General features: G+C 54.7%; 22 protein-coding genes and 4 pseudogenes. 14 read left to right on the plus strand and 12 right to left on the minus strand.

Translation table 11 applies throughout. The features are described 5' to 3' along the window. Nucleotides 1–43 precede the first annotated feature (43 nt). The 9 genes and pseudogenes from selA to VSR74_RS16815 all read left to right on the plus strand — a co-directional run bounded on the left by selA (nucleotide 44) and on the right by VSR74_RS16815 (nucleotide 7,734). A complete protein-coding gene (gene selA, locus VSR74_RS16775) occupies nucleotides 44–1,435 on the plus strand; it encodes an L-seryl-tRNA(Sec) selenium transferase (protein ID WP_347795766.1) in 1,392 nt (463 codons plus the stop codon). Continuing rightward, the gene (selB, locus tag VSR74_RS16780) at nucleotides 1,432–3,288 is read left to right on the plus strand and encodes a selenocysteine-specific translation elongation factor (RefSeq protein WP_347795767.1); all 1,857 of its coding nucleotides are present in this window, start codon (nucleotides 1,432–1,434) and stop codon (nucleotides 3,286–3,288) included. Before selA ends, selB begins: the two co-directional genes overlap by 4 nt. A 167-nt stretch (nucleotides 3,289–3,455) precedes the next feature. Beyond that, nucleotides 3,456–4,607: an L-threonine dehydrogenase gene (gene yiaY, locus VSR74_RS16785; protein ID WP_347795768.1), complete on the plus strand. Its 1,152-nt coding sequence runs from the start codon at nucleotides 3,456–3,458 to the stop codon at nucleotides 4,605–4,607. Nucleotides 4,608–4,701: 94 nt separating this feature from the next. Beyond that, entirely contained in the window at nucleotides 4,702–6,240 is a 1,539-nt protein-coding gene (gene aldB / locus VSR74_RS16790; protein WP_347795769.1) for an aldehyde dehydrogenase AldB, read from the plus strand. A gap of 156 nt (nucleotides 6,241–6,396) precedes the next feature. Then, complete coding sequence (locus VSR74_RS16795; RefSeq protein WP_347795770.1) at nucleotides 6,397–6,720, plus strand: DUF3302 domain-containing protein; 324 nt, start codon at nucleotides 6,397–6,399, stop codon at nucleotides 6,718–6,720. A gap of 5 nt (nucleotides 6,721–6,725) precedes the next feature. After that, a pseudogene (locus tag VSR74_RS16800) lies at nucleotides 6,726–6,809 on the plus strand (hypothetical protein); the annotation flags it as partial. After that, nucleotides 6,804–6,935, plus strand: a pseudogene (locus VSR74_RS16805) (MipA/OmpV family protein); the annotation flags it as partial. The pseudogenes VSR74_RS16800 and VSR74_RS16805, both read left to right, overlap by 6 nt. Before the next feature lie 189 nt (nucleotides 6,936–7,124). Beyond that, nucleotides 7,125–7,310, plus strand: a complete 186-nt coding sequence (locus VSR74_RS16810; RefSeq protein WP_015962514.1) for a type II toxin-antitoxin system HicA family toxin — start codon at nucleotides 7,125–7,127, stop codon at nucleotides 7,308–7,310. Nucleotides 7,311–7,326: 16 nt separating this feature from the next. Beyond that, on the plus strand, nucleotides 7,327–7,734 hold the full coding sequence (locus VSR74_RS16815) for a type II toxin-antitoxin system HicB family antitoxin (RefSeq protein WP_347795771.1): 408 nt from the start codon (nucleotides 7,327–7,329) through the stop codon (nucleotides 7,732–7,734). Here the strand turns inward: VSR74_RS16815 and VSR74_RS16820 are convergent. The 5 genes and pseudogenes from VSR74_RS16820 to VSR74_RS16840 all read right to left on the minus strand — a co-directional run. Next, nucleotides 7,731–8,042 (minus strand): hypothetical protein, encoded by a 312-nt coding sequence (locus tag VSR74_RS16820; protein ID WP_347795772.1) that lies wholly within the window; start codon nucleotides 8,040–8,042, stop codon nucleotides 7,731–7,733. The two genes, VSR74_RS16815 and VSR74_RS16820, sit on opposite strands and share 4 nt — an antisense overlap. A 98-nt stretch (nucleotides 8,043–8,140) precedes the next feature. Continuing rightward, nucleotides 8,141–8,836 carry an L-ribulose-5-phosphate 4-epimerase gene (gene araD / locus VSR74_RS16825; protein ID WP_347795773.1) on the minus strand — a complete coding sequence of 232 codons (696 nt, stop codon included), beginning with the start codon at nucleotides 8,834–8,836 and terminating at the stop codon, nucleotides 8,141–8,143. Next, nucleotides 8,830–9,690, minus strand: a complete 861-nt coding sequence (locus VSR74_RS16830; RefSeq protein WP_347795956.1) for an L-ribulose-5-phosphate 3-epimerase — start codon at nucleotides 9,688–9,690, stop codon at nucleotides 8,830–8,832. Before VSR74_RS16830 ends, araD begins: the two co-directional genes overlap by 7 nt. Beyond that, nucleotides 9,690–10,346, minus strand: a complete 657-nt coding sequence (gene ulaD / locus VSR74_RS16835) for a 3-keto-L-gulonate-6-phosphate decarboxylase UlaD (protein ID WP_347795774.1) — start codon at nucleotides 10,344–10,346, stop codon at nucleotides 9,690–9,692. Before ulaD ends, VSR74_RS16830 begins: the two co-directional genes overlap by 1 nt. Continuing rightward, nucleotides 10,343–10,570 (minus strand): annotated as a pseudogene (locus tag VSR74_RS16840) (carbohydrate kinase); the annotation flags it as partial. The gene ulaD and the pseudogene VSR74_RS16840, both read right to left, overlap by 4 nt. Between VSR74_RS16840 and yiaJ the strand changes: the two are divergent. Together yiaJ and VSR74_RS16850 are read left to right on the plus strand one after the other, a co-directional pair. Next, nucleotides 10,563–11,228, plus strand: a pseudogene (yiaJ, locus tag VSR74_RS16845) (IclR family transcriptional regulator YiaJ); the annotation flags it as partial. The pseudogenes VSR74_RS16840 and yiaJ overlap by 8 nt on opposite strands. Before the next feature lie 89 nt (nucleotides 11,229–11,317). Next, complete coding sequence (locus VSR74_RS16850; protein WP_347795775.1) at nucleotides 11,318–11,782, plus strand: 4Fe-4S binding protein; 465 nt, start codon at nucleotides 11,318–11,320, stop codon at nucleotides 11,780–11,782. Nucleotides 11,783–11,827: 45 nt separating this feature from the next. Here VSR74_RS16850 and avtA read toward each other — a convergent pair whose 3' ends face one another. Next, nucleotides 11,828–13,087, minus strand: coding sequence for a valine--pyruvate transaminase (gene avtA, locus VSR74_RS16855; RefSeq protein WP_347795776.1), 1,260 nt, complete (start codon nucleotides 13,085–13,087; stop codon nucleotides 11,828–11,830). 174 nt (nucleotides 13,088–13,261) lie between these two features. Then, nucleotides 13,262–15,292 carry an alpha-amylase gene (locus VSR74_RS16860; protein ID WP_347795777.1) on the minus strand — a complete coding sequence of 677 codons (2,031 nt, stop codon included), beginning with the start codon at nucleotides 15,290–15,292 and terminating at the stop codon, nucleotides 13,262–13,264. Between the two features lie 302 nt (nucleotides 15,293–15,594). Here VSR74_RS16860 and VSR74_RS16865 point away from each other — a divergent pair, with 302 nt between their 5' ends. Next, nucleotides 15,595–16,419 (plus strand): protein bax, encoded by an 825-nt coding sequence (locus tag VSR74_RS16865; RefSeq protein ID WP_347795778.1) that lies wholly within the window; start codon nucleotides 15,595–15,597, stop codon nucleotides 16,417–16,419. A 40-nt stretch (nucleotides 16,420–16,459) separates the two neighbouring features. Here the strand turns inward: VSR74_RS16865 and VSR74_RS16870 are convergent, their stop codons facing one another. Continuing rightward, nucleotides 16,460–17,341: a LysR family transcriptional regulator gene (locus VSR74_RS16870; RefSeq protein WP_347795779.1), complete on the minus strand. Its 882-nt coding sequence runs from the start codon at nucleotides 17,339–17,341 to the stop codon at nucleotides 16,460–16,462. A 115-nt stretch (nucleotides 17,342–17,456) separates the two neighbouring features. On the opposite strand from VSR74_RS16870, the gene VSR74_RS16875 reads away from it, so the two are divergent. Then, complete coding sequence (locus VSR74_RS16875) at nucleotides 17,457–18,311, plus strand: Vmh family MBL fold metallo-hydrolase (protein WP_347795780.1); 855 nt, start codon at nucleotides 17,457–17,459, stop codon at nucleotides 18,309–18,311. Between the two features lie 39 nt (nucleotides 18,312–18,350). On the opposite strand, the gene xylR is transcribed toward VSR74_RS16875, so the two are convergent. The 4 genes from xylR to xylF all read right to left on the minus strand — a co-directional run bounded on the left by xylR (nucleotide 18,351) and on the right by xylF (nucleotide 23,362). Then, the gene (gene xylR / locus VSR74_RS16880; protein ID WP_347795781.1) at nucleotides 18,351–19,529 is read right to left on the minus strand and encodes a D-xylose utilization transcriptional activator XylR; all 1,179 of its coding nucleotides are present in this window, start codon (nucleotides 19,527–19,529) and stop codon (nucleotides 18,351–18,353) included. A gap of 71 nt (nucleotides 19,530–19,600) precedes the next feature. Next, nucleotides 19,601–20,782 (minus strand): xylose ABC transporter permease XylH, encoded by a 1,182-nt coding sequence (gene xylH / locus VSR74_RS16885; RefSeq protein WP_347795782.1) that lies wholly within the window; start codon nucleotides 20,780–20,782, stop codon nucleotides 19,601–19,603. Continuing rightward, complete coding sequence (locus VSR74_RS16890; protein ID WP_347795783.1) at nucleotides 20,760–22,301, minus strand: xylose ABC transporter ATP-binding protein; 1,542 nt, start codon at nucleotides 22,299–22,301, stop codon at nucleotides 20,760–20,762. The genes xylH and VSR74_RS16890 overlap by 23 nt, the downstream gene beginning before the upstream one ends. A gap of 68 nt (nucleotides 22,302–22,369) precedes the next feature. Continuing rightward, complete coding sequence (gene xylF / locus VSR74_RS16895) at nucleotides 22,370–23,362, minus strand: D-xylose ABC transporter substrate-binding protein (RefSeq protein WP_347795784.1); 993 nt, start codon at nucleotides 23,360–23,362, stop codon at nucleotides 22,370–22,372. A 349-nt stretch (nucleotides 23,363–23,711) separates the two neighbouring features. On the opposite strand from xylF, the gene xylA reads away from it, so the two are divergent. Further along, complete coding sequence (xylA, locus tag VSR74_RS16900; RefSeq protein ID WP_347795785.1) at nucleotides 23,712–25,034, plus strand: xylose isomerase; 1,323 nt, start codon at nucleotides 23,712–23,714, stop codon at nucleotides 25,032–25,034. Nucleotides 25,035–25,085: the final 51 nt, after the last annotated feature.

Here is a 25,085-nt window from a genome sequence, read left to right on the forward strand (position 1 = left end):
TCCCGTCGGGAGGGGGGAAAATCGTTAACCGTCAGGCCAATTCATGACTACTGATACTCGCTCTCTTTACAGCCAGCTTCCCGCGACCGACCGCCTGCTGCGCGACGCCGCTTTTACTTCCCTTCTGGAAAACCACGGTCATTCTCAGGTGGTGGAACAGATCCGCCAGTTGCAGGATGAAGCTCGCCTCGCGATTCGTGAAACCGGCGCGCTACCGGGCTGGTGCGACGACTGGTCTGCTGAAGTGACGCGACGGTTCGCGGCGGATACGCAAAGCGCGATTCGCCCGGTGATTAACCTGACCGGCACGGTGCTGCACACCAACCTGGGGCGCGCCCAACAGGCGGAAGCCGCCATTGCGGCGGTAGCCCAGGTGATGCGCGACCCGGTGACGCTGGAGTATGACCTTGATGACGCCGGGCGCGGCCATCGCGATCGCGCGCTGGCGGATTTGCTCTGCCGCCTGACGGGGGCGGAAGATGCCTGCATTGTTAACAATAATGCCGCCGCGGTGTTGTTGATGCTGGCGGCGACGGCGAGTGGTAAAGAAGTGGTCGTCTCGCGCGGCGAACTGGTGGAAATTGGCGGTGCGTTCCGCATTCCGGACGTGATGCGCCAGGCGGGTTGCGAACTGCACGAAGTCGGCACCACCAACCGCACCCATGCCCGTGACTATCGCCAGGCGGTCAATGAAAACACCGGTTTGTTGATGAAGGTGCACACCAGTAATTACAGCATTGAAGGCTTTACCAAAGCGGTAGAAGAAGCTGAGTTGGCTGAGATTGGCCGCGAGCTGGATATCCCGGTGGTGGCGGATTTAGGCAGTGGTTCGTTGGTCGATTTGAGCCAGTACGGCCTGCCGAAAGAGCCGATGCCTCAGGAGATGATTGCCGCAGGCGTCAGCCTGGTGAGCTTTTCCGGCGATAAACTGCTGGGTGGCCCGCAGGCGGGGATTATCGTCGGTAAGAAAGCGATGATTGCGCAGCTACAGCAACATCCGCTCAAACGCGCGCTGCGCGCTGATAAAATGACCCTGGCGGCGCTGGAGGCGACCCTGCGCCTCTATCTGCATCCTGAACGGCTTGCCGCTGACCTGCCGACGCTGCGTCTGCTTAATCGCCGTGCTGATGAGATCCGCGCACAGGCTGAACGCCTGCTTGCCCCCCTGATTCAGCACTACGGCGACGAATTTTCTGTTACGGTGATGGATTGCGCCTCGCAAATCGGTAGTGGCTCGTTGCCCGTCGATCGCCTGCCGAGTGCCGCCATCACCTTTACCCCTCTTGATGGCCGCGGCAGCCGCCTCGATGCGCTGGCTAACCGCTGGCGTAGCCTGCCGGTGCCGGTTATCGGGCGTATTTACGATGGGCGATTATGGCTCGATTTGCGCTGTCTTGAGGATGAATCACGTTTTCTGGAGATGTTGCTGAAATGATTATTGCCACCGCCGGGCATGTTGACCACGGCAAAACCACGCTACTGCAGGCGATCACCGGCGTAAACGCCGATCGCCTTCCGGAAGAGAAATCGCGCGGAATGACCATCGACCTGGGCTACGCCTACTGGCCACAACCGGATGGGCGGGTGCTCGGGTTTATCGATGTGCCGGGACACGAGAAGTTTCTCTCCAACATGCTGGCAGGCGTGGGGGGCATTGATCATGCTCTGCTGGTGGTGGCCTGTGACGACGGTGTGATGGCGCAGACGCGCGAACATCTGGCGATTCTGCAACTGACCGGCAAACCGACGCTGACGGTGGCGCTGACGAAAACCGACCGGGTGGATGCGGCGCGCGTGGCGGAGGTGCGTCACGAGATAGACGCTGTACTGCGTGAATATGGTTTTGACGACGCGACGCTGTTTGAAACCGCCGCCACGCAGGGGCTGGGTATTGATGAATTACGCGCGCATCTGCTGCAACTTCCGGAGCGTGTAAATCCGGAGAATCAACGTTTTTGTCTAGCGATTGACCGCGCATTCACTGTGAAAGGCGCCGGGCTGGTAGTGACAGGAACAGCGCTTTCCGGTGATGTAAAAGTGGGAGACACGCTGTGGCTGACGGGCGTCGATAAACCGATGCGCATACGCGGTATCCACGCGCAAAATCAGGCGACGGAACAGGCGCACGGCGGGCAGCGCATCGCCCTTAATATCGTCGGTGACGCGCAGAAAGAGGAACTCAATCGCGGCGACTGGCTGCTGTCGCAGCAACCACCCGCGCCGGTCGAACGCGTGATTGTCGAACTGCAAAGTCATGTTCAGCTCACTCAGTGGCAGCCGCTGCATATTCACCATGCCGCCAGCCACATCACCGGGCGCGTGTCGCTGCTGGAGAACAACCTCGCAGAACTGGTGCTGGACACGCCACTGTATCTGGCCGATAACGATCGCCTGGTGCTGCGCGATATCTCTGCGCGTCAGACGCTCGCCGGTGCGCGCGTGGTGACGCTTAATTCCCCGCGCCGCGGCAAACGTAAGCCGGAATATCTGGCATGGATTGCCGAACTGGCGACCGCTGAGAATGATGCACAGGCGCTCTCCATTCACCTGAAACGTGATGCGGTGCAGCTTAGTGATTTTGCCTGGGCGCGCCAGTTGAGCGAGCAGGGGCTCCAGCACTGCATTGACCTGCCGGGCTATATCCTCGCCGGAAACGCGCTGCTGGATGCGCCTTTAGCCGCACGCTGGCAACGTAAGCTACTGGATGCGCTGGCGGTTTATCACGATCAGCACAAAGATGAACCGGGGCCTGGGCGTGAGCGTCTGCGTCGTATTGCCCTGCCAATGGAAGATGAGGCACTGGTACTGACGCTGATTGAGCAGATGCGCGAAAGCGGCGTGGTCGCCAGTCATCACGGCTGGCTGCATCTGCCTGAACATAAAGCCGGGTTTACGGAAGAGCAGGATGCAGTCTGGCAAAAGGTTGCGCCGCTGTTTGCTGATGAACCCTGGTGGGTGCGCGATTTAGCCCAGCAAACCGGGAGCGATGAGCAACTGATGCGCGCGGTGCTCCGCCAGGCGGCGCAGCAGGGGATGATTACGGCGATCGTTAAAGATCGTTATTACCGTAACGATCGTATCGTGACATTTGCGAGCATGATCCGCGAGTTGGATCAGCAAAAAGGTTCCACCTGCGCGGCAGATTTTCGCGACAAACTCAATGTGGGCCGTAAGCTGGCGATCCAGATTCTGGAATATTTTAATCGTATTGGATTTACCCGCCGTCGCGGTAACGACCATTTATTACGTGATGCGCTACTTTTCCCTGACAATAAACGTAACGATTAATTTTAATAAAAAATGAATTGATACAAAAATAATATTAATTAAGACCAGATGCGCAGAAATAGTACATCTGGTCTTTTTTGCTATAGCAAAAATAGAATATTGATCATGTTTTTTATTTTATGGATTACGTACCCTACGCGCCTACTCCATTAAATTAAGGAACGATCATGGCTGCATCCACTTTTTATATTCCTTCCGTGAATGTTATTGGCGCTGATTCATTAAATAGCGCAATGGATACGATGCGTGATTACGGTTATCGCCGGGCGTTAATCGTAACGGATGCTATTTTGAATAAACTGGGCATGGCCAGTGAGGTGCAGAAAGGGCTTGCCGATCGTGATATTTTCAGTGTGATTTATGACGGTGTGCATCCTAACCCGACGACCGCGAACGTTAATGCCGGCCTGAAAGTGTTGCAGGAAAATGATTGCGACTGCGTGATCTCTCTGGGCGGCGGTTCTCCGCACGACTGTGCCAAGGGTATTGCGCTGGTGGCCACTAATGGCGGCGATATTCGTGATTACGAAGGGGTCGATTGCTCTGCAAAACCACAATTGCCGATGATTGCCATTAACACCACGGCGGGTACGGCATCAGAGATGACCCGTTTCTGCATCATCACTGACGAAACGCGCCATATCAAAATGGCGATTGTCGATAAGCACGTTACCCCCATCCTTTCCGTCAACGACTCCTCGCTAATGACAGGCATGCCGAAATCGCTGACGGCGGCAACCGGGATGGATGCGTTGACGCATGCTATTGAAGCTTATGTTTCCATCGCAGCTACGCCTATCACTGACGCCTGCGCGTTGAAAGCAGTCACCATGATCGCGGAGAACCTGACCGTCGCCGTCGCGGATGGCGCGAACGTCGAAGCCCGTGAAGCGATGGCTTACGCTCAGTTCCTGGCGGGAATGGCATTTAACAACGCGTCGCTCGGCTATGTCCATGCAATGGCGCACCAGCTTGGCGGCTTCTATGACCTGCCGCACGGCGTCTGCAATGCCGTTCTGCTGCCACATGTACAGGCCTTCAACAGCAAAGTGTCTGCCGCGCGTCTGCGCGACTGCGCACAGGCAATGGGGGTGAATGTTGCGGGTCTGAGCGACGAGCAGGGCGCACAGGCATGCATCGATGCCATTTGTAAATTGGCGCGCGACGTGGATATTCCGGCGGGTCTGCGCGATCTGAACGTAAAAGAAGAAGATATCCCGGTTCTGGCGACTAACGCGCTGAAAGATGCCTGCGGTTTCACTAACCCAATTCAGGCGACCCACGACGAAATTATGGCGATTTATCGCGCCGCAATGTAATTCGTGACCTTTGTCGTAAACCTATGAACGGCTGGCGCTTTTTTCGCCAGCCGCGTCTACTCTTGTAAGACTGCAACAGCAAGGAGAGACGGCGATGACGAACAATCCCCCTTCAGCCCGCATTCAGCCGGGTGAGTACGGTTTCCCCCTGAAGCTGAAACCCCGTTACGACAACTTTATCGGCGGCGATTGGGTTGCACCTGTCGACGGTGAGTATTATCAGAACCTGACGCCGGTGACCGGGCAACTGCTTTGCGAAGTGGCTTCGTCCGGTAAGCGTGATATCGACCTAGCGCTGGATGCTGCGCATAACGCCAAAGAAAAATGGGCACAGACATCCGTGCAGGATCGGGCGGCTGTCTTGCTGAAAATCGCCGATCGCATGGAGCAAAACCTCGAACTGCTGGCGACGGCGGAGACCTGGGACAACGGTAAACCGATCCGCGAAACCAGTGCAGCCGATGTGCCGCTGGCGATTGACCATTTCCGCTACTTTGCCTCGTGCATCCGCGCACAAGAGGGCGGTATCAGTGAAGTGGATAAAGATACTGTCGCCTATCACTTCCATGAACCGCTGGGCGTGGTCGCGCAAATTATTCCGTGGAATTTCCCGCTGCTGATGGCAAGCTGGAAAATGGCGCCAGCGCTGGCCGCAGGTAACTGTATTGTACTGAAACCCGCGCGTCTGACTCCACTTTCAGTACTGCTGCTGATGGAGATTATCGGCGACTTACTGCCACCTGGCGTCATCAACGTGGTGAACGGCGCGGGCGGAGAAATCGGCGAATATCTGGCGACATCTAAGCGCATCGCGAAAGTTGCTTTCACGGGCTCGACCGAAGTCGGCCAGCAAATCATGCAGTACGCGACCCAAAACATCATTCCGGTGACGCTGGAATTGGGCGGTAAATCGCCGAACATCTTCTTTGCCGATGTGATGGATGAGGAGGACGCGTTCTTTGATAAGGCCCTGGAGGGCTTCGCGCTCTTTGCCTTCAATCAGGGAGAAGTCTGTACCTGCCCGAGCCGGGCGCTGGTGCATGAGTCTATCTACGACCGCTTTATGGAGCGGGCGATCCGTCGGGTAGAGAGCATTCGTAGCGGTAACCCGCTGGATAGCGTCACGCAAATGGGCGCACAGGTGTCACATGGCCAGATGGAGACCATCCTTAACTACATCGACATCGGTAAGAAAGAGGGCGCAGACGTGCTGACCGGTGGACGTCGCAAGCGCTTCGACGGCGACCTGCACGAAGGCTACTACCTGGAGCCCACCATTCTGTTCGGCCAGAACAGCATGCGCGTCTTCCAGGAGGAGATTTTCGGCCCAGTGCTGGCGGTGACGACCTTTAAAACCACCGAAGAAGCGCTGGCGCTGGCTAACGATACCCAGTATGGCCTGGGGGCTGGCGTCTGGAGCCGCAACGGCAACCTGGCGTATAAAATGGGGCGCGGTATTCAGGCCGGACGCGTCTGGACTAACTGCTATCACGCTTACCCTGCGCACGCGGCCTTTGGCGGCTATAAGCAGTCGGGCATTGGCCGTGAAACCCACAAAATGATGCTGGAACACTATCAGCAAACGAAATGCCTGTTGGTGAGCTATTCAGACAAACCGCTCGGTCTGTTCTGATTTCACTGCGTTATCTGCCCGGCGGCACTGTGCCGCCGGGTCTGCCATATATCAAAACCTATATGGCATTATATAAATTAGATGTTTGCATCATATCTCATTACTCTTCTACTATTTCCCATCCCCCGGTTATTTATTTTTAATCTCTGAGGATTTATGTTTCTTAATTATTTTGCGCTGGGCGTACTGATATTTGTATTCCTGGTCATATTCTATGGCATTATCATTCTTCATGACATTCCGTATCTGATTGCGAAAAAACGCAATCATCCCCACGCCGACGCTATTCACGTTGCGGGTTGGGTGAGCCTTTTTACTCTGCATGTTATCTGGCCTTTTCTGTGGATTTGGGCAACGTTATATCGTCCCGAACGCGGCTGGGGCATGCAAAGCGCAGATTCATCGATTATTCAGCTTCATGAGCGTGTGGCCGGGCTGGAAAGAAAACTGGCTGAGGCTAAAGCGTCCTCAGCGGAGTAATATTTATGGATTTACTGATTATCCTGACCTATGTCGCTTGCGCATGGGCAATGTTTAAAATATTTAAAATCCCCGTTAACCCTTTAACGAAGAACATCATTTTACAGGCGAGCGCGATGTACAGCGTGCTGCCGGATGACATCAAAAACAGCCCGATGGTTGATCGTGAATACAGTTTTACCTTCCTGACCGGCGCGAGCTGGCATTTCCGATAAGCGCACTAACCCGGCGTTTTGCGAAGATATTCGCATCCTTACCTGTCTATTACACACTTCCCTGTTTTTCTTTTCGAGCCACTTTCCTGAAGCGAAATCTCCAGGCTGCATCATGTTTGGCGCTGCGATATTGTGATGGTGGTTACGCGATGGGTGTGTATTGTGTGTATAATTAATAAGGGCATGGATGTGAAGAGCGCGGAGGTTATTGCCATTCTGAAGCAGCATGGTTGGGTACATGTTCGTACCCGGGGAAGCCATCAGCAGTTTCATCATCCCAGCCGAGCGGGGCTGGTCACTGTGCCGCATCCTCGAAAAGATATTAAACCGGGAACCCTGGCCCAGATTTGCCGCCAGGCCGGGATAAAAATGTAAATCACCAGGAGTTTTTATGTTCTATCCGGCTTATATACACACCGACCCCGATGGCAGCAGCAGTGGTTTTTTTCCTGATGTTCCGGGTTGTTATTTCGCGGGAGATTCTCTTGATGACACCTTTCAGGATGCGCGAGGGGCGCTGGTTGCGCATTTTGAAGCGCTTTGTGAGCTTAATAAAGAATTGCCCTTACCGGGTTCTGTGGAAACGCATCTGGCTTGTGATCCACAAAACTATACTGGCGGGCAGTGGTTGCTCGTCGACATCAATATGAATCAGTTTGAGGGCAGAGCCGAACGGATCAACATCACGATGCCGAAACGGCTCCTGCAAAAGATTGACGCGTTTGTTCGCAGCAATCCCGACTATGCCAACAGAAGCGCATTTCTGGCTGAAGCTGCAAGGCGAGTGTTGCCGGGTTAATCCAGCGTTTTCACCTCAAGCGGGCGGAAACGACTGTAGATCCACAGCCCCAGACAAGCGATTGAGCCCAGCAATGCGGTAAAGAGGACGGTAACGAACAGGGCGCTGAATATTGCGGCCGGAAGCGCGAGAATGCCATGCACCGGCTGATCGTTCCATTTCACCATATCAGCGCCAAAGATCCCCATCACACCGCACACCACCGCAAAAATTTGCAATGGAATACCCAGACCTATCAGCATCAGCCGATAGATGGATGACGGTTTGATGCGCTTCAGGGTGACGACGGTGCTGCTGTCCTTGCTCATTTTTATTTTCTCATGGGAAGGTAAGGTGGCGTGATTATATCATGAGGAAATGAACCTGACCCGGCAAGCACGTGTCGTGCTGCCGGGTGGGTAATGAGTTACTGCCCGTAATACGCCTTCTCCCCATGCTTACGCAGATAATGCTTATCAAGCAGCGTGTTTTGCATTTCCGGCAGGTGTGGCGTGAGCTGGCGGGAGAAGAGCCCCATATACGCGCACTCTTCCAGCACGACGGCAGTGTGTACCGCGTCGGCGGCATTTTTTCCCCAGGCAAACGGGCCGTGAGAATGAACCAGCACCGCCGGAACCTGCATGGGGTTCAGCTCGCGTTCCTCGAAGGTTTTGATGATCACTTCACCGGTCTGATATTCGTATTCGCCGTTGATTTCATCGTCGGTCATCAGCCGTGTACAGGGGATGGCGCCATAAAAATAGTCGGCATGTGTTGTGCCCCAGGCGGGGAGATCCAACCCGGCTTGTGACCAGATGGTGGCGTGGCGAGAGTGGGTATGCACAATGCCGCCGACTTCCTGGTAGCGGCGATAGAGCGCCAGATGCGTTGGCGTGTCGGAAGAGGGTTTTTTACTGCCCTCAACGACTTTGCCGGACGCGATATCGACCACCACCATATCTTCGGCGGTCATCCTGTCGTATTCAACGCCGGAAGGCTTGATCACCATCAGCCTGCGGCTTTTATCCACCGCACTGACGTTACCCCAGGTAAATGTCACCAGGTGATGCGCAGGCAGCGCCAGATTTGCTGCCAGCACTTCAGCTTTCAGTTGTTCTAACATGTGAATCCTCCCTCCTGCATACGCGCCTCTATCCAGCGGCGCGCCTGAATAATTTCCAGCACCGGTTCGTTGGCTTTTTCTGTCCACATCTCAATCAGGAAGGCGCCACGATAGTTCAGCTTTTTCAGGGTGTGGAACACACCGACAAAATCCACGCAGCCTTCGCCAAACGGCACATCGCGAAACTGCCCCGGGCTTTGTTCGGTAACAGGTCGAGTGTCTTTCAGGTGAATCGCGGCGATGCGGTCAATGCCTAACGCCAGCTCAGCAGGCACGTCGTTGCCCCAGGCGCTCAGGTTGCCGACGTCCGGGTAGACGCTGAACCAGGGTGAAGAAAGCATTTCATCCCACTTTTTCCATTTGCTGATGGAGTTCATAAAAGCGGTGTCCATGATTTCCACCGCCAGCATCACTTGCGCTGCTGCGGCCTGTTCCACCGCCCAGGCGAGGCCCTCAGCGAAACGCTGCTGTGTGCTATCGTCATGGTCTTCGTAATAGACGTCATAGCCGGCAAGCTGAATAGTGCGGATGCCTAAATCACGCGCCAGTTTGATGGCTTTGCTCATGATGTCGCGCGCGCGTGCGCGCACGTTTTCATCGCGGCTGCCGAACGGAAAACGGCGGTGCGCCGACAGGCACATCGACGGAATAGCGACGCCGGTTTCCAGCATTGATTCGACCAGAGAGGCGCGCTGTGCGGTGCTCCAGTCGAGGCGGGATAAGCGTTCGTCGGTCTCATCGATGGACATTTCAACAAAATCAAAGCCGCAGCTTTTTGCCAGCACCAGACGCTCCGGCCAGGTGAGATCTTTTGCCAGTGCTTTTTCATAAATGCCTAGCGGGTGACGACGCATCATTTTTCTCCCCAGATAGCGTGGATCTGTGCGTGAAATTCCGCCGCGACCTGGGCCGGGTTAGCCGCCCCAGCCAGCGCGCGTCCTGCGATAAAGGCTTTGGCGTTGATCTCTTTAAACAGAGGCAGGTCGGCAGGCGTGACGCCGCCGGTGATGGAGAGTTCCAGCCCGATATCGGAGAGCGCTTTCATGCGTGACAGGTCAGCTTCTCCCCACTGTTGCCCGCTGGCCTGTGCGTCGCGGCCGCGGTGGTAGATGGCCTGGCGAATACCGGCAGCGTACCAGGCGCGGGCGTCGTCGAGCGTCCAGTTGCCGAATAGCTCAATCTGGATCTCCGCATTGCGCGCCTGTGCCACTTCATGACCTTTAATGACCGTGGCCAGTGGGGCGGCGCAGATAATCGTCATCCAGTTCGCACCTGCATCGAATGCCTGTTGCGCCAGCGTTTCTCCGGCATCCGCGACCTTACAGTCGGCAACAATGATTTTGTCCGGGCACTGCTCGCGTAAGGCGCGGACGGCGTTCAGGCCTTCCGTCAGGCAGAGGATAGTGCCCGCTTCGATGATATCCACATGGTCGCGCAGTAGCGCCACGTCGCGCTGGGCGGCCTGAAGGCTGGTGTGATCGAGGGCCAGTTGTAACAGGGGAGTACTCATGCGTTATGCTCCTTGATACGGGCATGAAAGCCCTGTAGTGCTTCAATAAGGAATTGATAGTGCTGATATTTTCTCTGATAGGCTGCATGGGCGCAGGCGTCAGGCAATAACGTGCGGATCGTCGGTTTGTGGGCATGCAGGGCGAGGTGAAAATCAGCGAAGAGCCCGGTTCCCACCTGTGCGGCCAGCGCTGCGCCAAAGCAGCCAGTTTCCTCCACCTGCGGCGTCACGCCTGCACCTGCTGCCGGAAGCTATCGGCTGACCACTAAATTTATTGCCGTTGGGCAAAAAGCGCTGTCGTCGCTCAATATCATTCACGTCGCCGCACCGCATCTTGAGGCGTTGAATCTGGCGACGGGCGAGACGGTGAACTTCTCCAGCCGTGAAGATGATCATGCGATTTTGATTTATAAGCTGGAGCCGACCACGGGCATGCTGCGTACCCGCGCTTATATCGGCCAGCACATGCCGCTCTACTGTTCGGCGATGGGCAAAATTTATATGGCCTTTGGCCATCCGGATTATGTTGAAAGCTACTGGCAGAGCCATCAGGAACAGATTCAGCCGCTGACCCGCAATACGATTATTGGCCTGTCAGCGATGTACGATGAACTGGCAGAAATTCGGGAAAGCAGTATGGCGATGGATCGTGAAGAGAATGAGCTGGGCGTTTCATGTATCGCGGTGCCGGTGTTCGATATTCATGGTCGCGTACCTTACGCCATCTCGATTTCTCTTTCGACGTCACGTCTCAAGCAGGTTGGTGAGAAGAACTTACTGAAACCGTTACGCGAGACTGCGCAGGCGATTTCAAACGAACTGGGTTTTACTTGTTCGCAGCTAGCCTTTCGGGCTTCCAGCCAGAATCTTTCTGGCGTCTGACAAAAAATACGCCTTTGCCGCGTGGGATCAAGGCGTTCCCGCCATTCGCTCTGGCACTCTTACGGCTTGAGACCCGGTTGGAGTGGAGAATGAACCCATTTATTGTTGCGGATGCGCGAAAGTGCATTGGCTGCCGAACCTGTGAAGTCGCCTGCGTGGTGGCGCATCAGGCTGAGCAGGATTGTGCGGCGGTGTCGCGCGAGGTTTTTTTCCCCCGCATTCAGGTGGTGAAAGGTGATACGTTTTCGTCTGCGGTGGCGTGTCATCAATGCGAGGATGCACCGTGCATGAATGTATGCCCAACAGGTGCGATTCGTCGCGAAAATGCGTATATCGCCGTCGAACAGAATCGATGCATCGGCTGTAAAAGCTGTATGGTGGCGTGTCCGTTTGGGGCGATGCGAGTCGTCGTGCAGAATGCGCGGTCGCAGGCGATAAAGTGCGATTTATGCAAACATCGCGCGCAGGGGCCGGCATGCGTTGAGGCGTGTCCGACATCGGCATTACGCTGTGTGGACACGAGTAAGATTAGCGTGAAGGCGAAGTTTGCCTGATGGCGCTTCGCTTATCAGGCCTGGCGTGCGCAGGCCTGAGCTGCATTACAGACAGTTACTTTCCTGCCATGCGCGTTCCACTTCTTCCGCCAGAATTTTCACGCCCGCTTCAATTTTATCCGGCTCCGGCACATAGTTCATGCGCATGCACTGGTGAGTGTGCGGCCATGGTTTTTCCAGTCCGGGGAAGAAGTAGTCGCCCGGTACCATCAGCACGCCGCGTTTTTTCAGGCGCTGATAGAGCAGTTCGGTGGTGATCGGCAAATCTTTAAACCACAGCCAGAGGAAAATGGCGCCTTCGGGTTTATGAATTAAGCAGCGTTCTTCTGGCAAATAGCGGCGAATGATCGCGATTGTTTCCTGAACGCGCTGATAGTAGAACGGTTTAATCACCGTTTCTGACAGCTTGAGCAGGTCGCGGCGTTTGATCATTTCGCACATCATCGCCGGGCCCATTCCGCCGGGAGCGAGGCTGATAATGCCGTTCATGTTACTGATGGCGGTGATGATCTCTTCGTTGGCGATGATAATGCCGCAGCGGCTGCCCGGCAGGCCGAGCTTAGAAAGGCTCATGCACAGCACGATGTTCGGGTTCCACAGCGGGCGCGCTTCGCTGAAGATAATGCCCGGGAACGGCAGGCCGTAAGCGTTATCAATCACCAGCGGGATGCCGTGCTGATTCGCCAGCGCATCCAGACGCAGTACTTCCTCATCGGTGATGACGTTGCCGGTCGGGTTAGTCGGTCGCGAGACGCAAATCATCCCCGTTTCTTCGTTGACAGGCAGGCGGTCAAAATCGACGTGATATTTAAACTGGCCGTCCGGTAGCAGTTCGATGTTAGGGCGCGTGGAGACAAACAGGTCATCTTCGAGGCCGGAATCGGCATAGCCGATATACTCCGGCGTCAGTGGGAAAAGCACTTTGCGCGTCGTGCCATCGGCGCGTCGGCCAGCGAAGAGATTGAACAAGTAGAAAAACGCGCTCTGGCTGCCATTTGTCAGTGCAATATTCTGTGGTTCAATATCCCAGCCTAATTCTTCGCGCAGCATTTCCGCCAGCGCCGCCAGTAGCTCACTTTTCCCCTGAGGGCCGTCGTAATTGCATAGCGCATCGGTGGCTTTGCCGCTTTCCAGCATATCCCCAAGTAGATTTTTGAAGTATTCATTCATCTGAGGAATTTGTGCGGGGTTGCCACCGCCAAGCATGATGGCGCCCGGCGTGCGCAGGCCATCGTTCAGGTCTTCCATCAGACGCGTAATGCCTGAGTGGCGGGCGAATTTATCGCCGAAAAGTGAAAATTTCATCGCGGATTATCTACTGGTATTGCTGCAAAGAGGCTCACCATAACGCCACCGTCCGCGCGGTGCAAATGACTTAACGCCAGGTGTGTCGGAATAACTGGCTACGATTATCTACGTATGCGGAGCTTTATGTTGTGGCGGCCCGCTCTGCATCGAACGGGCCGCATGGATGAACCTTCAGCGATTTCCAGCCCAGATAACCATCACTTTATCGTCACCGTTTTGCCGCACGAATCCATAGCCCTGTGGGAGCGTCAGCGTCGTCTGTTTGCCTGCGCCCACCGCCGGGTGGCGCGCGCGGAACTGGCCTAAACGCTGCCAGTGCGCGACGCTCGCGGCATATTTCCCGCTGACATCCTGCCAGTTCATCTCTGAACGCGTACCCTGAAGCGGGTCAGAACCGGTCGGGCCAAACGGGCGGTTTGATTCGTCGCCATAGAAAATCTGCACAGCACCTGGGGCAAGCAGCAACAATTCTGCGGCGTGGCTGCCTTTCTCCCGGAACAGACGCGTGTCGTGCGACGAGAGATAGCTCAGCACGTTGAACGATTGCAGCTTATCGGCCATCTGCTGCCAGGTGTGGTCAATATTCGCCAGGCAATCCACCGCTTTCGCCGCCTGATCCTGATAATCAAAGTTAATCATTGCGTCGAAGCCATGGCGGTAATAGTCGCTTTCCATTACGCCGTGGCCCCAGGCCTCGCCGGTCATCCAGAACGGCGCGTTATCCAGTGCTTTGTCCGGGTTAGCTTTTTTCCACTCCGCCAGTGCCTGGCTGGAGTGATCCTTGAGCTGCTGCCAGCCTGCCATTTCAACATGTTTGGCGGTATCGACCCGAAAGCCGTCGATGCCGTAATCGCGTACCCATTGACTCAACCAGTGGGTGAGATAATCGCGTGGCGTGAAATCCGCAATCGCTCTGGCCTGCGTGTCGGGCTTATGGGCATAGAAATTGGGCAGCCCCACGGCGGCGGTGGATTCAGTTTTTAAATCTGGCAGGAAGGCCAGCGACATGGTCAGATCGTCAAAACCGGGGCTGTCATAGTCGCCGATGTCGGTGCGTATCCAGCCTTTCCCCCACCACTTTTCCCATGCGGCTTTATCGCTGAAGTTGATGTAATCGTTGAAGCTGTGCCAGGTTTGACCGGGGCCCGGCGTCCAGTCCGTCCAGTTTTTCCCCAGCGTTTTCTCAACCTCGTCACCCTGTAAATAGAGCGCGCCAAACTGGAACTGCTGCATATCGGCGAGGGTGGCATAGCCTGTGTGGTTCATCACTACATCAAACAGAATGCGCATGCCGCGCTGATGCGCCCCCTCTACCAGGTTGCGCAGGTCGTTTTCGTCGCCCATGTTGGCGTCGAGTTTTGTCCAGTCCTGGGTGTAGTAACCGTGATAGGCATAGTGAGGGAAGTCGCCTTTGGTGCCACCGCCGACCCAGCCGTGGATCTGCTCCAGTGGCGAGCTTATCCACAGTGCGTTGACGCCAAGTTGTTGCAAATAATCGAGTTTACTGGTTAGCCCCTTGAGGTCGCCGCCGTGAAAAGTGCCTATCTCCTGCATACCGTCTTTGCGGCGGCCATAACTGTTGTCGTTGCCAGGTTCGCCGTTGACAAAACGATCGGTCAGGACGAAATAGACGGTCGCGTTGTGCCAGCTAAAGGCGGCGGGTTTATCCGTTTCAGCGCTTTCCAGCAGTAATAGCCCATTGCTTTCCGCCGCCGGTTGCAGGGTGATTTTCCCCCGTTTGACCTGTGTTGTTTGGCCGCTGTAGAAATCGCGCACGCGGCTGCCTTCGGCAAACGTCTGGCTGACATCGATGGTCAGCGGCTTTCCGTCCCAGCGTGGGCACTGGCGAATTGCCGTTTGTACGCGACTTTCAGCCGGGCTCTGTATGGAAATGGCCAGCGTCGGCGTGCCGGAGCGGGTGTCTATTTCCAGTTGATACTGTCCGTCGCGAAAGATGCGCCACTGCGGCGCGTCACCCTGACAGGGTTCCAGTGAAAGCACTTGATTGAGCTTAATCCCTGCCGCGGGCTGCCAGCACTGTTTGTCAAAATTTAACGTGAGGGGGCGAGTACCCTTCTCGAGTGATTTTTGGGTAACGAACTTGCCTGTGCCTTCGGCGGTAAACGCCGGGAAGTCATTGACCGCCCAGGCGGCGAGAGCGGACGTTGGGAGCAGTAGCGGTACAAGGGCTGCGAGTTTCATATCGTGTCCTGTCGCGGTTTTTTCATCAGTGTGGCAGTAAACGACAGCGCAAACCTCATCCTCTCAGGGGGAGGATAAAAAGGGGTGAGTGATGAGCGTCAAAATTCAGTAAAAAGTGCGATAACCCTATCATTTTTAATGATTACTATTAGGTTCGTGGCTTTTCACCATGGCATTGTTTAGGACTAGGACTATTCAAGCGGGTGCGCAGGCGGGCTATTTTTGGTATGATTTGAGATTAAACTCTCAATTTCGAGACAAAAATAAGGTGTTGGAATGCATAAATCCGACCAGGAGACCTAATGATATCGACTCCCATTCGACGATATGGGGCAGCGATACTTATGTTACTCACCATGATTTTTTCAGGTGGGGTGTTAGCATCGACTCACACAGTAACAGAGCATCATAAAGCCTCGGTAAAGAAGATCAGTAACACTAAGGTTAGCAGTAAACAAGAGTATTCTCGCAATAGTGTAAAGAGCAGTTCACTTCCTGATTTGCGAAAATACCCTTCCGGAACCCCAAGGAAAAGAGCGTTTCTCCGGACGGTAATGCCTTATATTACTAGTCAAAATGCAGCAATTACGGCTGATCGTAACTGGCTGATCGCAAAACAGTATGAAGGCCGTTGGTCTCCATCGGAGCGTGCGCGCCTGAAAGATATCACCACGCGCTACAAGGTGAAGTGGAACGGTAATACTCGTAAGGTGCCATGGAACTCATTACTGGAACGCGTGGACATCATCCCTGGCAGCATGGCGGCGACCATGGCTGCGGCAGAAAGTGGTTGGGGGACGTCAAAACTGGCGCGCGCCAATAACAATCTGTTCGGTATGAAGTGTGGTTCCGGTAAGTGCAAAAATGGTTCCGGTAAAGTGAATGGCTATACGCACTTTGATTCTGTTAAAGAGTCCGTGCAGGCCTACGTGATGAACCTGAACACGCATCCGGCATACTCTTCATTCCGTAAGTCTCGCGCCCAGTTGCGTAAGACGGATCAGGAAGTCACTGCCAGCGCGATGATTCATAAGCTGAAGGGCTATTCCACCAAAGGTTCGAGCTACAACAACTACCTGTTCGCGATGTACCAGGATAACCAGCGTCTGATTGCGGCGCATATGTAATCCTGAAGCCGGATCATAAAGGGAGCGGAAGCTCCCTTTTTTACGGCTTTGATAACGTCTTTTCCAGTAAATCCAGAAACGGCCTGAGCCCCCCAGGCTGATACTCCCGCGATAAATACATACCATAAATTGCCAGTCTCGCAGGTTCATAATCTGCCAGTAATGAGACCACGCTTCTTTGCGCCAGGGCTTCTCTGGCTTCCATCTCCGGTACCATCGCAATGCCACAGCCTGCGACGGCGGCATCCAGCAGTACGGTTGAAATAGTGGCACTGAAATTGCCGCTGATTTCCACGGAAATATCCCCTTCCTGCGCAGAGCTAAAATGCCAGTTTTGCCCGGCAAAACGGCTGTAATGCAGACAGTTGTGGTTTGCGAGGTCAGCGGGTTTTTGCGGGATGCCGTGGCGTGCCAGGTAATCCGGCGAGGCGCAGAGCACGGAACGACACTCACCCAGACGGCGGGCGATGGTACCGGGCTCCGGGTTATTCGTTATCCGTACAGCCACGTCGATACGCTCGCTAACCAGGTTTATCGGATGGTTATTTACATCCAGCTCCAGACGCACAGCCGGGTAGCGGGCAAGAAAATCAGCAACGATTGGGCCAATGATGCAGGAAGCGGTCAGGTGGGCGCAGGCGACGCGTAAAACGCCCGAGGGTTCATTCTGTTGATTCCGCTGCTCAATCTCCTGTGCGAGCTGAATCAGGTGGCGTGTTTTCAACAGAATCTCTTCCCCGGCCGGAGTCAACGTCAGGCGGCGCGAGGTGCGATGAATAAGTCGTGCGCCAGCCCACTGCTCCATCTGTTCCAGATAACGGCTGACCATCGGACGCGAGATCCCTAATGCCCGCGATGCAGCGCTCAGGCTGCCTAATTCACAGATGCGATTAAAGACGCGCGCGGCAGTGACTCTGTCCATAAAAGGTTCCATCTGATCGTTTTATGAAACTAAGCATATCGGTTTTCGGGAATTTTGACAGGTGATGAAATCCGTAAAATGGGTGGCAGTCACTCATAACATCATCAGGTTCACCATGAAACGCGCATTTATCGTTATCGCCACCCTTGTCATCAGCAGCACGGCTTTTGCCGCCCCGCTGACGATGGAGACCTATAACCCTCAGGAAAAAGCCGTTTTTCCTGTCTCGTCTACACTGGTTTACGGCCCCTCTGAAGCCGTGCTGTTTGATGCCCAGTTCAGCGTTAAAGACGGTGAAAAGCTGGTGGAGATGATTCGTAACAGCGGTAAAAAGCTTACGCGTATCGTTATCACCTCCGGCGATCCTGACTTCTATTTCGGTCTGGAGCCGATAGTGAAGGCCTTTCCGAAAGTCGACATTGTCGCGACGCCTGCGGTGGTATCGCATATCGAAGCCACGCGCGATGCCAAGCTGGCGTACTGGGGCCCCCAGCTAAAAGCGGATGCGCCACATCAGCTTTATACGCCACAGCCCCTCCGGGAGATGCGTTTCACCATTGATGGAGAAACGGTGGAAATTAAGCACCCGGAAAGCTATGCCGCATATGTCTGGATCCCGGCGAATAAGGCGATTCTTGGCGGTACCGGCGTTGCGTCTGGCATTCATATCTGGAGTGCCGATACGCAGACGGTGACGCGTCGAAATGAATGGCGCAGCGTACTGAAAGAGATGCAGGCAGAACAACCGCAGGCGGTGATCCCCGGGCACTATCTTGGCCGGTTGCCCTCCGGTGCGAAAGCCATCGCCTTTACGCTTGATTATCTGCAAAAATTTGAGCTGGCACTGAAAAGCCAGAAAGATTCCGCCGGGGTGATCAAGGCAATGAAAAAGGCCTATCCAGACCTTGCAGACGAGAGTTCGCTGGAATTGAGTGCAAAGGTCAATACGGGCGAGATGGCCTGGCAGTAACCGACAAGAAGCCCTCCTGCAGGAGGGCGTCTCACGCTTTTACAGCCGTACTTCGCTGTGTTGTTCGCGGTATTCTTTAGGTGTGGTGTCATACTCTTTTTTAAACACCGAATAGAAATATTGCAGGGAAGGGTAGCCGCAGACTTGCGAAATTTCGTTGATCGATAACGAGGTTGAGATGAGCAAACTGCGCGCTTTTTCCAGCTTTTCGCTGTGGATCACGGCGTGAATGGTTTCGCCCACTTCCTCTTTAAACCGTTTTTCGAGATTCGAGCGAGAAATGCCGACCGAATCGAGCACCTGTTCCACCTTAATGCCTTTGCAGGCGTTATTGCGGATATAGTGCATCGCCTGAATGACTGCCGGGTCATTCAGCGATCGGTAGTCGGTTGAGCGTCGTTCAATCACCCGCATCGGGGGCACCAGCAGGCGCTGTAGTGGCAGGGTTTCGTTATCCAGCAGACGGTGCAGCAGCTTTGCCGCCTGATACCCCATTTGCCGCGTGCCCTGCGCCACTGATGAGAGTGCCACGCGGGAGAGATAACGGGTCAGCTCTTCGTTATCGATACCAATCACACACAGCTTTTCCGGCACCGGGATATGCAAATGCTCGCAAGCCTGCAATATATGGCGCGCGCGGGCATCAGTAACGGCGATGATCCCGGTTTGCGGTGGCAGGGTTTGCAGCCAGTCGGCCAGGCGGTTTTGCGCGTGTTGCCAGTTTTCCGGCGCCGTCTCCTGCCCCTGATAAATCACGCCGCGATACTTCTCTTTAGCGACAATCTGGCTAAAGGCATATTCACGCTCCACCGCCCAGCGTTTGCCGCTGGTGCCAGGCAAACCGTAGAATGCGAAGCGATGCACGCCTTTCTCTTTTAAGTGCAGGAAGGCGGTTTCGACCAGAGCGTAGTTATCCGTGGCGATGTAATGGACGGGGGGATATTGCTCCGGGCAATGATAGGAGCCGCCGACGCCGACAATGGGCACAGTTACGTCAGCCAGCAGCGCTTCAATATGGGGATCGTCGTAATCAGCGATCACCCCATCGCCAAGCCACTCTTTGATGTTTTCGATACGTGCGCGGAAATCTTCCTCAATGAAAATATCCCACTCCGACTGCGACGCCTGTAAATACTCGCCAACCCCTTCGACCACCTGGCGGTCATAGGCTTTATTCGCGTTGAATAACAGGGTAATACGGTGACGCTTTTCAAACATGGTTCAATTTCCCTGGTGAATCATGAATGACAATACCGGCCTAATGGCCGGTATTGTCATCGTACATCGTATCAAGCGCGGCGTTTGGTGGCCGAATCCATCCAGACTGCCAGCAGCAAAATGGCGCCCTTAACGATATATTGCCAGAAAGTGGGCACGTCCATCATGCTCATTCCATTATCCAGCGATGCCATGATAAATGCGCCCATTACCGCGCCTGCGACGCTACCTACGCCACCGGCCAGGCTGGTGCCGCCAATCACGCAGGCGGCGATAGCGTCCAGCTCGGCAATGTTGCCTGCCGACGGTGAACCTGCGCCAAGACGTGAGCTGAGGATTAACCCGGCGATCGCCACCATCAGGCCGTTGATGGCGAAGACGGCAAGCTTGGTGCGTTCGACGTTAATCCCTGACAGGCGCGCGGCTTCGATGTTACCGCCGATGGCGTAAATGCGACGCCCAAACGCCGTGCGCGTGGCCATAAACATCCCGCCCAACAGCAGCAGCGTCAGCAGCAGAACCGGCGTCGGCACGCCGCGATAGTCATTCAGCAGCCAGATTGCGCCCAGTACAATTATCGCCGTCAATGCCTGACGCCCGACCACGCCGGTAGACGTCGGAGTGGCGAGCCCAAGATTCTGCCGACGCATGCGCCCGCGCCACTGCCAGACAATAAATGCCATCAGGCCAATCGCGCCGAAGGAGAAGCCAATGCCATCAGGCAGATAGCTTTGACCAATTTGCGACATCGCGGCGCTGGTGGGCGACACGGTTGTACCGTTGGTAATGCCAATCAGAATACCGCGGAACGCCAGCATCCCGGCGAGAGTGACGATAAACGACGGCACTTTGCGGTAAGCCACCCACCAACCGTTCCATGCGCCGAGCACCAGCCCCATTGCCAGCGTCACAATGATGGTCAGCGGAAGCGGCCAGCCGAGCCAGACGTCAAAAATCGCCGCCGCGCCGCCAAGCAGACCCATCATCGAGCCAACAGAGAGGTCGATTTCGGCGGAGATAATCACGAACACCATGCCTACCGCCAGAATGCCGGTAATGGCGGTCTGGCGCAGCAGGTTAGAGACGTTACGGGCGCTGAGGTATGCGCCGTCGGTGGTCCAGGTAAAGAACAGCATGATCGCCACAATGGCGGCAATCATCACGAAAACCTGTAAGTTCAGCGACTTCAGGTTAAACGTCGGTGACGGCGTCGGGGCCGCCAGTTTAATTTCAGACGGGGTGTTTTTCGACATGACGTTCGCTCCTCAGTGCGGCTTCCATCACCTGTTCCTGGGTCAGGTTGTGGTTTACCAGATCCGCTTTCAGTTTTCCTTCGTGCATCACCAGCACCCGGTCGCTCAGACCCAGTACTTCCGGCAGTTCGGAAGAGATAACGATCACCGCGATCCCTTGTTGCACCAGTTGGTTAATCAGTTTGTAGATTTCATATTTCGCGCCAATATCAATGCCGCGAGTCGGTTCGTCGAGAATCAGAATGCGCGGGTTCAGTAACAGACAGCGCGCGAGAATCGCTTTTTGCTGGTTGCCGCCGCTGAGACGGCCAATCGGCAGGTCAGGGGAGGACGTTTTCACTTTCAGTCGTTCGAGGGATTGCAAAATGCACTGCTGCTCACGTGCGTCATCCAGGCTGCTTAACGCCCCGCTGAACTGACTGAGAGCTGCCAGCGTCATGTTTTTTCCTACTGCCATGACCGGTACGATGCCGTCTTTTTTGCGATCTTCCGGCACCATTGCGATACCGTGAGCAATCGCCTGCTGGCAGTTGTTGATGGTGATAGGTTGGCCATCAAGATAGATTTTTCCCTCCCAGCGCCCGCGCCAGACGCCAAACAGGCACTGCACCGCTTCGGTACGCCCTGCGCCGACCAGCCCGGCAATGCCCAGAATTTCGCCACGCTTGAGGCTGAAGGAAATATCATTTACCCGTTTAATATGGCGATTAACGGGATGCCAGGCCGTGAGATGTTCCACCCGCAGGATCTCAGTGCCAGTGGTGTGCGGTTCGTTGGGGTAAAGCGCCGTTAGCTCGCGCCCCACCATCATGGTGATGATGTCGTCCTCGCTCATGCTGCTGGCGTCGCGGGTACCGATGTGCTGACCATCGCGGATCACGCAAATGGTGTCGGAGATAGCCTTCACTTCATTGAGCTTGTGCGAGATGTAGATGCAGGCGATGCCGTGGTGCTGAAGGTCGCGGATGATATCCAACAGCACGGCGGTTTCCTGCTCGGTGAGCGAGGCGGTTGGCTCGTCGAGGATCAGCAGACGTACCTGCTTATTCAGCGCTTTGGCGATCTCCACCAGTTGCTGTTGCCCGAGCCCTAAATCGCCGACGCGGGTGTCGGGTGAAATCGCCAGGCTCACCTGGGCGAGTAGTTTTTCGCAGCGCAGGGTCATGGCGTCGTAATCGAGAATACCGCGGCGGCTGATTTCTGTGCCGAGGAAAATATTCTCCAGCACCGTAAGGTGCTTCACCAGCGCCAGCTCCTGATGAATAATGGCGATACCTTTTCGCTCGGTATCGCGAATATGCGTCGGCGTCAGCGTTTCTCCGGCGAAAATAATCTCGCCGTCATAGCTACCATGCGGGTAAATACCGCACAGTACTTTCATTAACGTTGATTTCCCTGAGCCATTTTCACCACACAGTGACACCACTTCGCCGGGGTTTAAACGCAGGCTGACATTATCCACTGCTTTCACCACGCCAAAGGCTTTGGTGATATTTTTCATTTCAAGTAAATAAGACATAGCTGCTCCACGTAAGCCGTTAATTCAGGCCGAGCGAGAACGGCTGCCCCGTTTCCGGGGCAGAAAAATTAGAGTTCGCTCTTCTTATGGAACCCGTCTTTGACAACGGTCTGGTCGATATTGGTTTTATTGACTTCAATTGGCGTCAGCAGGCGGGATGGCACATCTTTCAGCCCGTTATTCAACGTGGCGTCTGATTTTGGCGTTTGATCGTTGCCGAGTTCGACGGCGATTTCAGCGGCGGTAGTCGCAAGCGTGGTGATAGGTTTATAGACGGTCATGGTCTGGGTGCCCGCAATAATGCGTTTCACCCCAGCAAGATCCGCATCCTGCCCGGAAATCGCCACTTTGCCCGCCAGCCCCTGCGCGCTTAGCGCCTGAATTGCGCCGCCGGCGGTGGCATCGTTAGAGGCTACCACGGCGTCAATTTTATTGTTATTTGCGGTGAGGGCGTTTTCCATAATTTTCAGCGCGTTTTCGGGCAGCCAGCCGTCAGCCCATTGATCCCCTACAACGTTAATTTTTCCGCTGTCGATATAGGGTTTTAATACTTTCATCTGCCCCGCGCGGAACAGCTTGGCATTATTATCTACCGGCGAACCACCCATCAGGAAATAGTTACCTTGCGGCACCTGATTCACCAGGCTCTGCGCCTGCATTTCACCGACTTTTTCATTATCGAATGAGATATAGAAATCGATATCCGCGTTATTGATCATACGATCGTAAGCCAGAACTTTAATACCTTCCTGTTTGGCTTCTTTAATGACGTTACTGAGAACCTGGCCGTTGTATGGAATAATAACCAGAACATCGACACCGCGGTTGATCATATTCTCAATCTGCGACATTTGTGTTTCTTCGTTACCATTAGCTGACTGTACAAATACTTTTGCGCCCAGCGCTTCAGCCTTATTCACAAAAATATCGCGGTCTTTCTGCCAGCGCTCCAGGCGTAGATCGTCGATAGCCATACCGATTTTCACTTCTTTTGCGCTGCCCGCCATGCTGGTAAGCAGAAGGGATGCACATAGCGTGAGGCAAAGATTCTTGATTTTCATAGTCGTAATGCCTTTTTGTAGGGTAGATATAAGATTGGCGATAAAAGAAACAAACACGACTTAACACGCTGCAAATTTTTAACACAGAAAGCAGAACTGGCAATTACAGATTTTTATCTTTCCATTATGATATTTGGTTTAATTGTCAATTTATGATCGTGATCGAATTTTAAAATTCGACCGGGAGAAACTTACATAAAATTTGCGGCGGCCTTATTTTGCGAGCCAGCGCACGTTTGTGGATTCTCTTAATCGCAGTGTGAAATAACGTAATTGAGGAAGTGGAAATCAGAACTCAGTATTACAGGACGAATTATTCCTCGCCGCGTATCTGATTACGGAGTTCATTATGCAAGCTTATTTCGACCAACTGGATCGTGTTCGTTTCGAAGGCCCTAAAACGGAAAATCCGCTGGCTTTCCGTCACTATAACCCTGACGAACTGGTGCTGGGTAAACGGATGGAAGATCACCTGCGCTTCGCCGCCTGCTACTGGCACACCTTCTGCTGGAACGGTGCAGACATGTTCGGCGTGGGCGCATTCGACCGTCCGTGGCAGCAGCCGGGCGAAGCCATTGCGCTTGCGAAACGTAAAGCGGATGTCGCATTCGAGTTCTTCCATAAACTGAATGTGCCTTACTACTGCTTCCACGATGTGGACGTCTCCCCGGAAGGCGCGTCGCTGAAAGAGTATCTGAACAACTTCGCACAGATGGTAGACGTGCTGGCTGAAAAACAGCAGCAGAGCGGGGTAAAACTGCTGTGGGGCACGGCGAACTGCTTCACTAACCCACGTTACGGTGCAGGTGCCGCCACTAACCCGAATCCGGAAGTCTTTAGCTGGGCGGCGACGCAGGTCTTCACGGCGATGAATGCCACGCACAAACTGGGCGGTGAAAACTACGTCCTGTGGGGCGGGCGTGAAGGTTACGAATCTCTGCTGAATACTGACCTGCGCCAGGAGCGTGAGCAGATTGGCCGCTTCATGCAGATGGTCGTTGAGCACAAACACAAAATCGGTTTCCAGGGGACGCTGCTTATTGAACCGAAGCCGCAGGAACCGACCAAGCATCAGTATGACTATGATGCTTCGACCGTTTACGGTTTCCTGAAACAGTTCGGCCTGGAAAAAGAGATTAAACTGAACATCGAAGCGAACCACGCGACGCTGGCGGGGCACTCGTTCCATCATGAAATCGCCACCGCGATTGCGTTGGGCCTGTTTGGTTCCGTCGATGCCAACCGTGGCGACCCGCAGCTTGGCTGGGATACCGACCAGTTCCCGAACAGCGTGGAAGAGAATGCGCTGGTGATGTACGAAATTCTCAAAGCAGGCGGTTTCACCACCGGCGGTCTGAACTTTGATGCCAAAGTGCGCCGTCAAAGCACCGACAAATATGATCTGTTCTACGGTCATATCGGTGCGATGGATACCATGGCGCTGTCGCTGAAAGTCGCGGCACGTATGATTGAAGGCGGCGAGCTGGATAAACGTGTGGCGAAACGCTATGCGGGCTGGAATGGTGAACTGGGTCAGCAGATCCTTAAAGGGCAGATGTCGCTGCAGGAGCTGGCAAAATATGCTGAGCAGCATCAACTGGCGCCGCAGCATCAGAGCGGCCATCAGGAGTTGCTGGAGAATCTGGTCAATCACTACCTGTTCGACAAATAATAGAAAAACACCGGGCGGCAGCCTGTTTGCCCGGTTTACCCGACTCCTGGC

This window comes from Pseudocitrobacter cyperus (assembly GCF_039889165.1).
Lineage (GTDB): Bacteria > Pseudomonadota > Gammaproteobacteria > Enterobacterales > Enterobacteriaceae > Pseudocitrobacter > Pseudocitrobacter cyperus.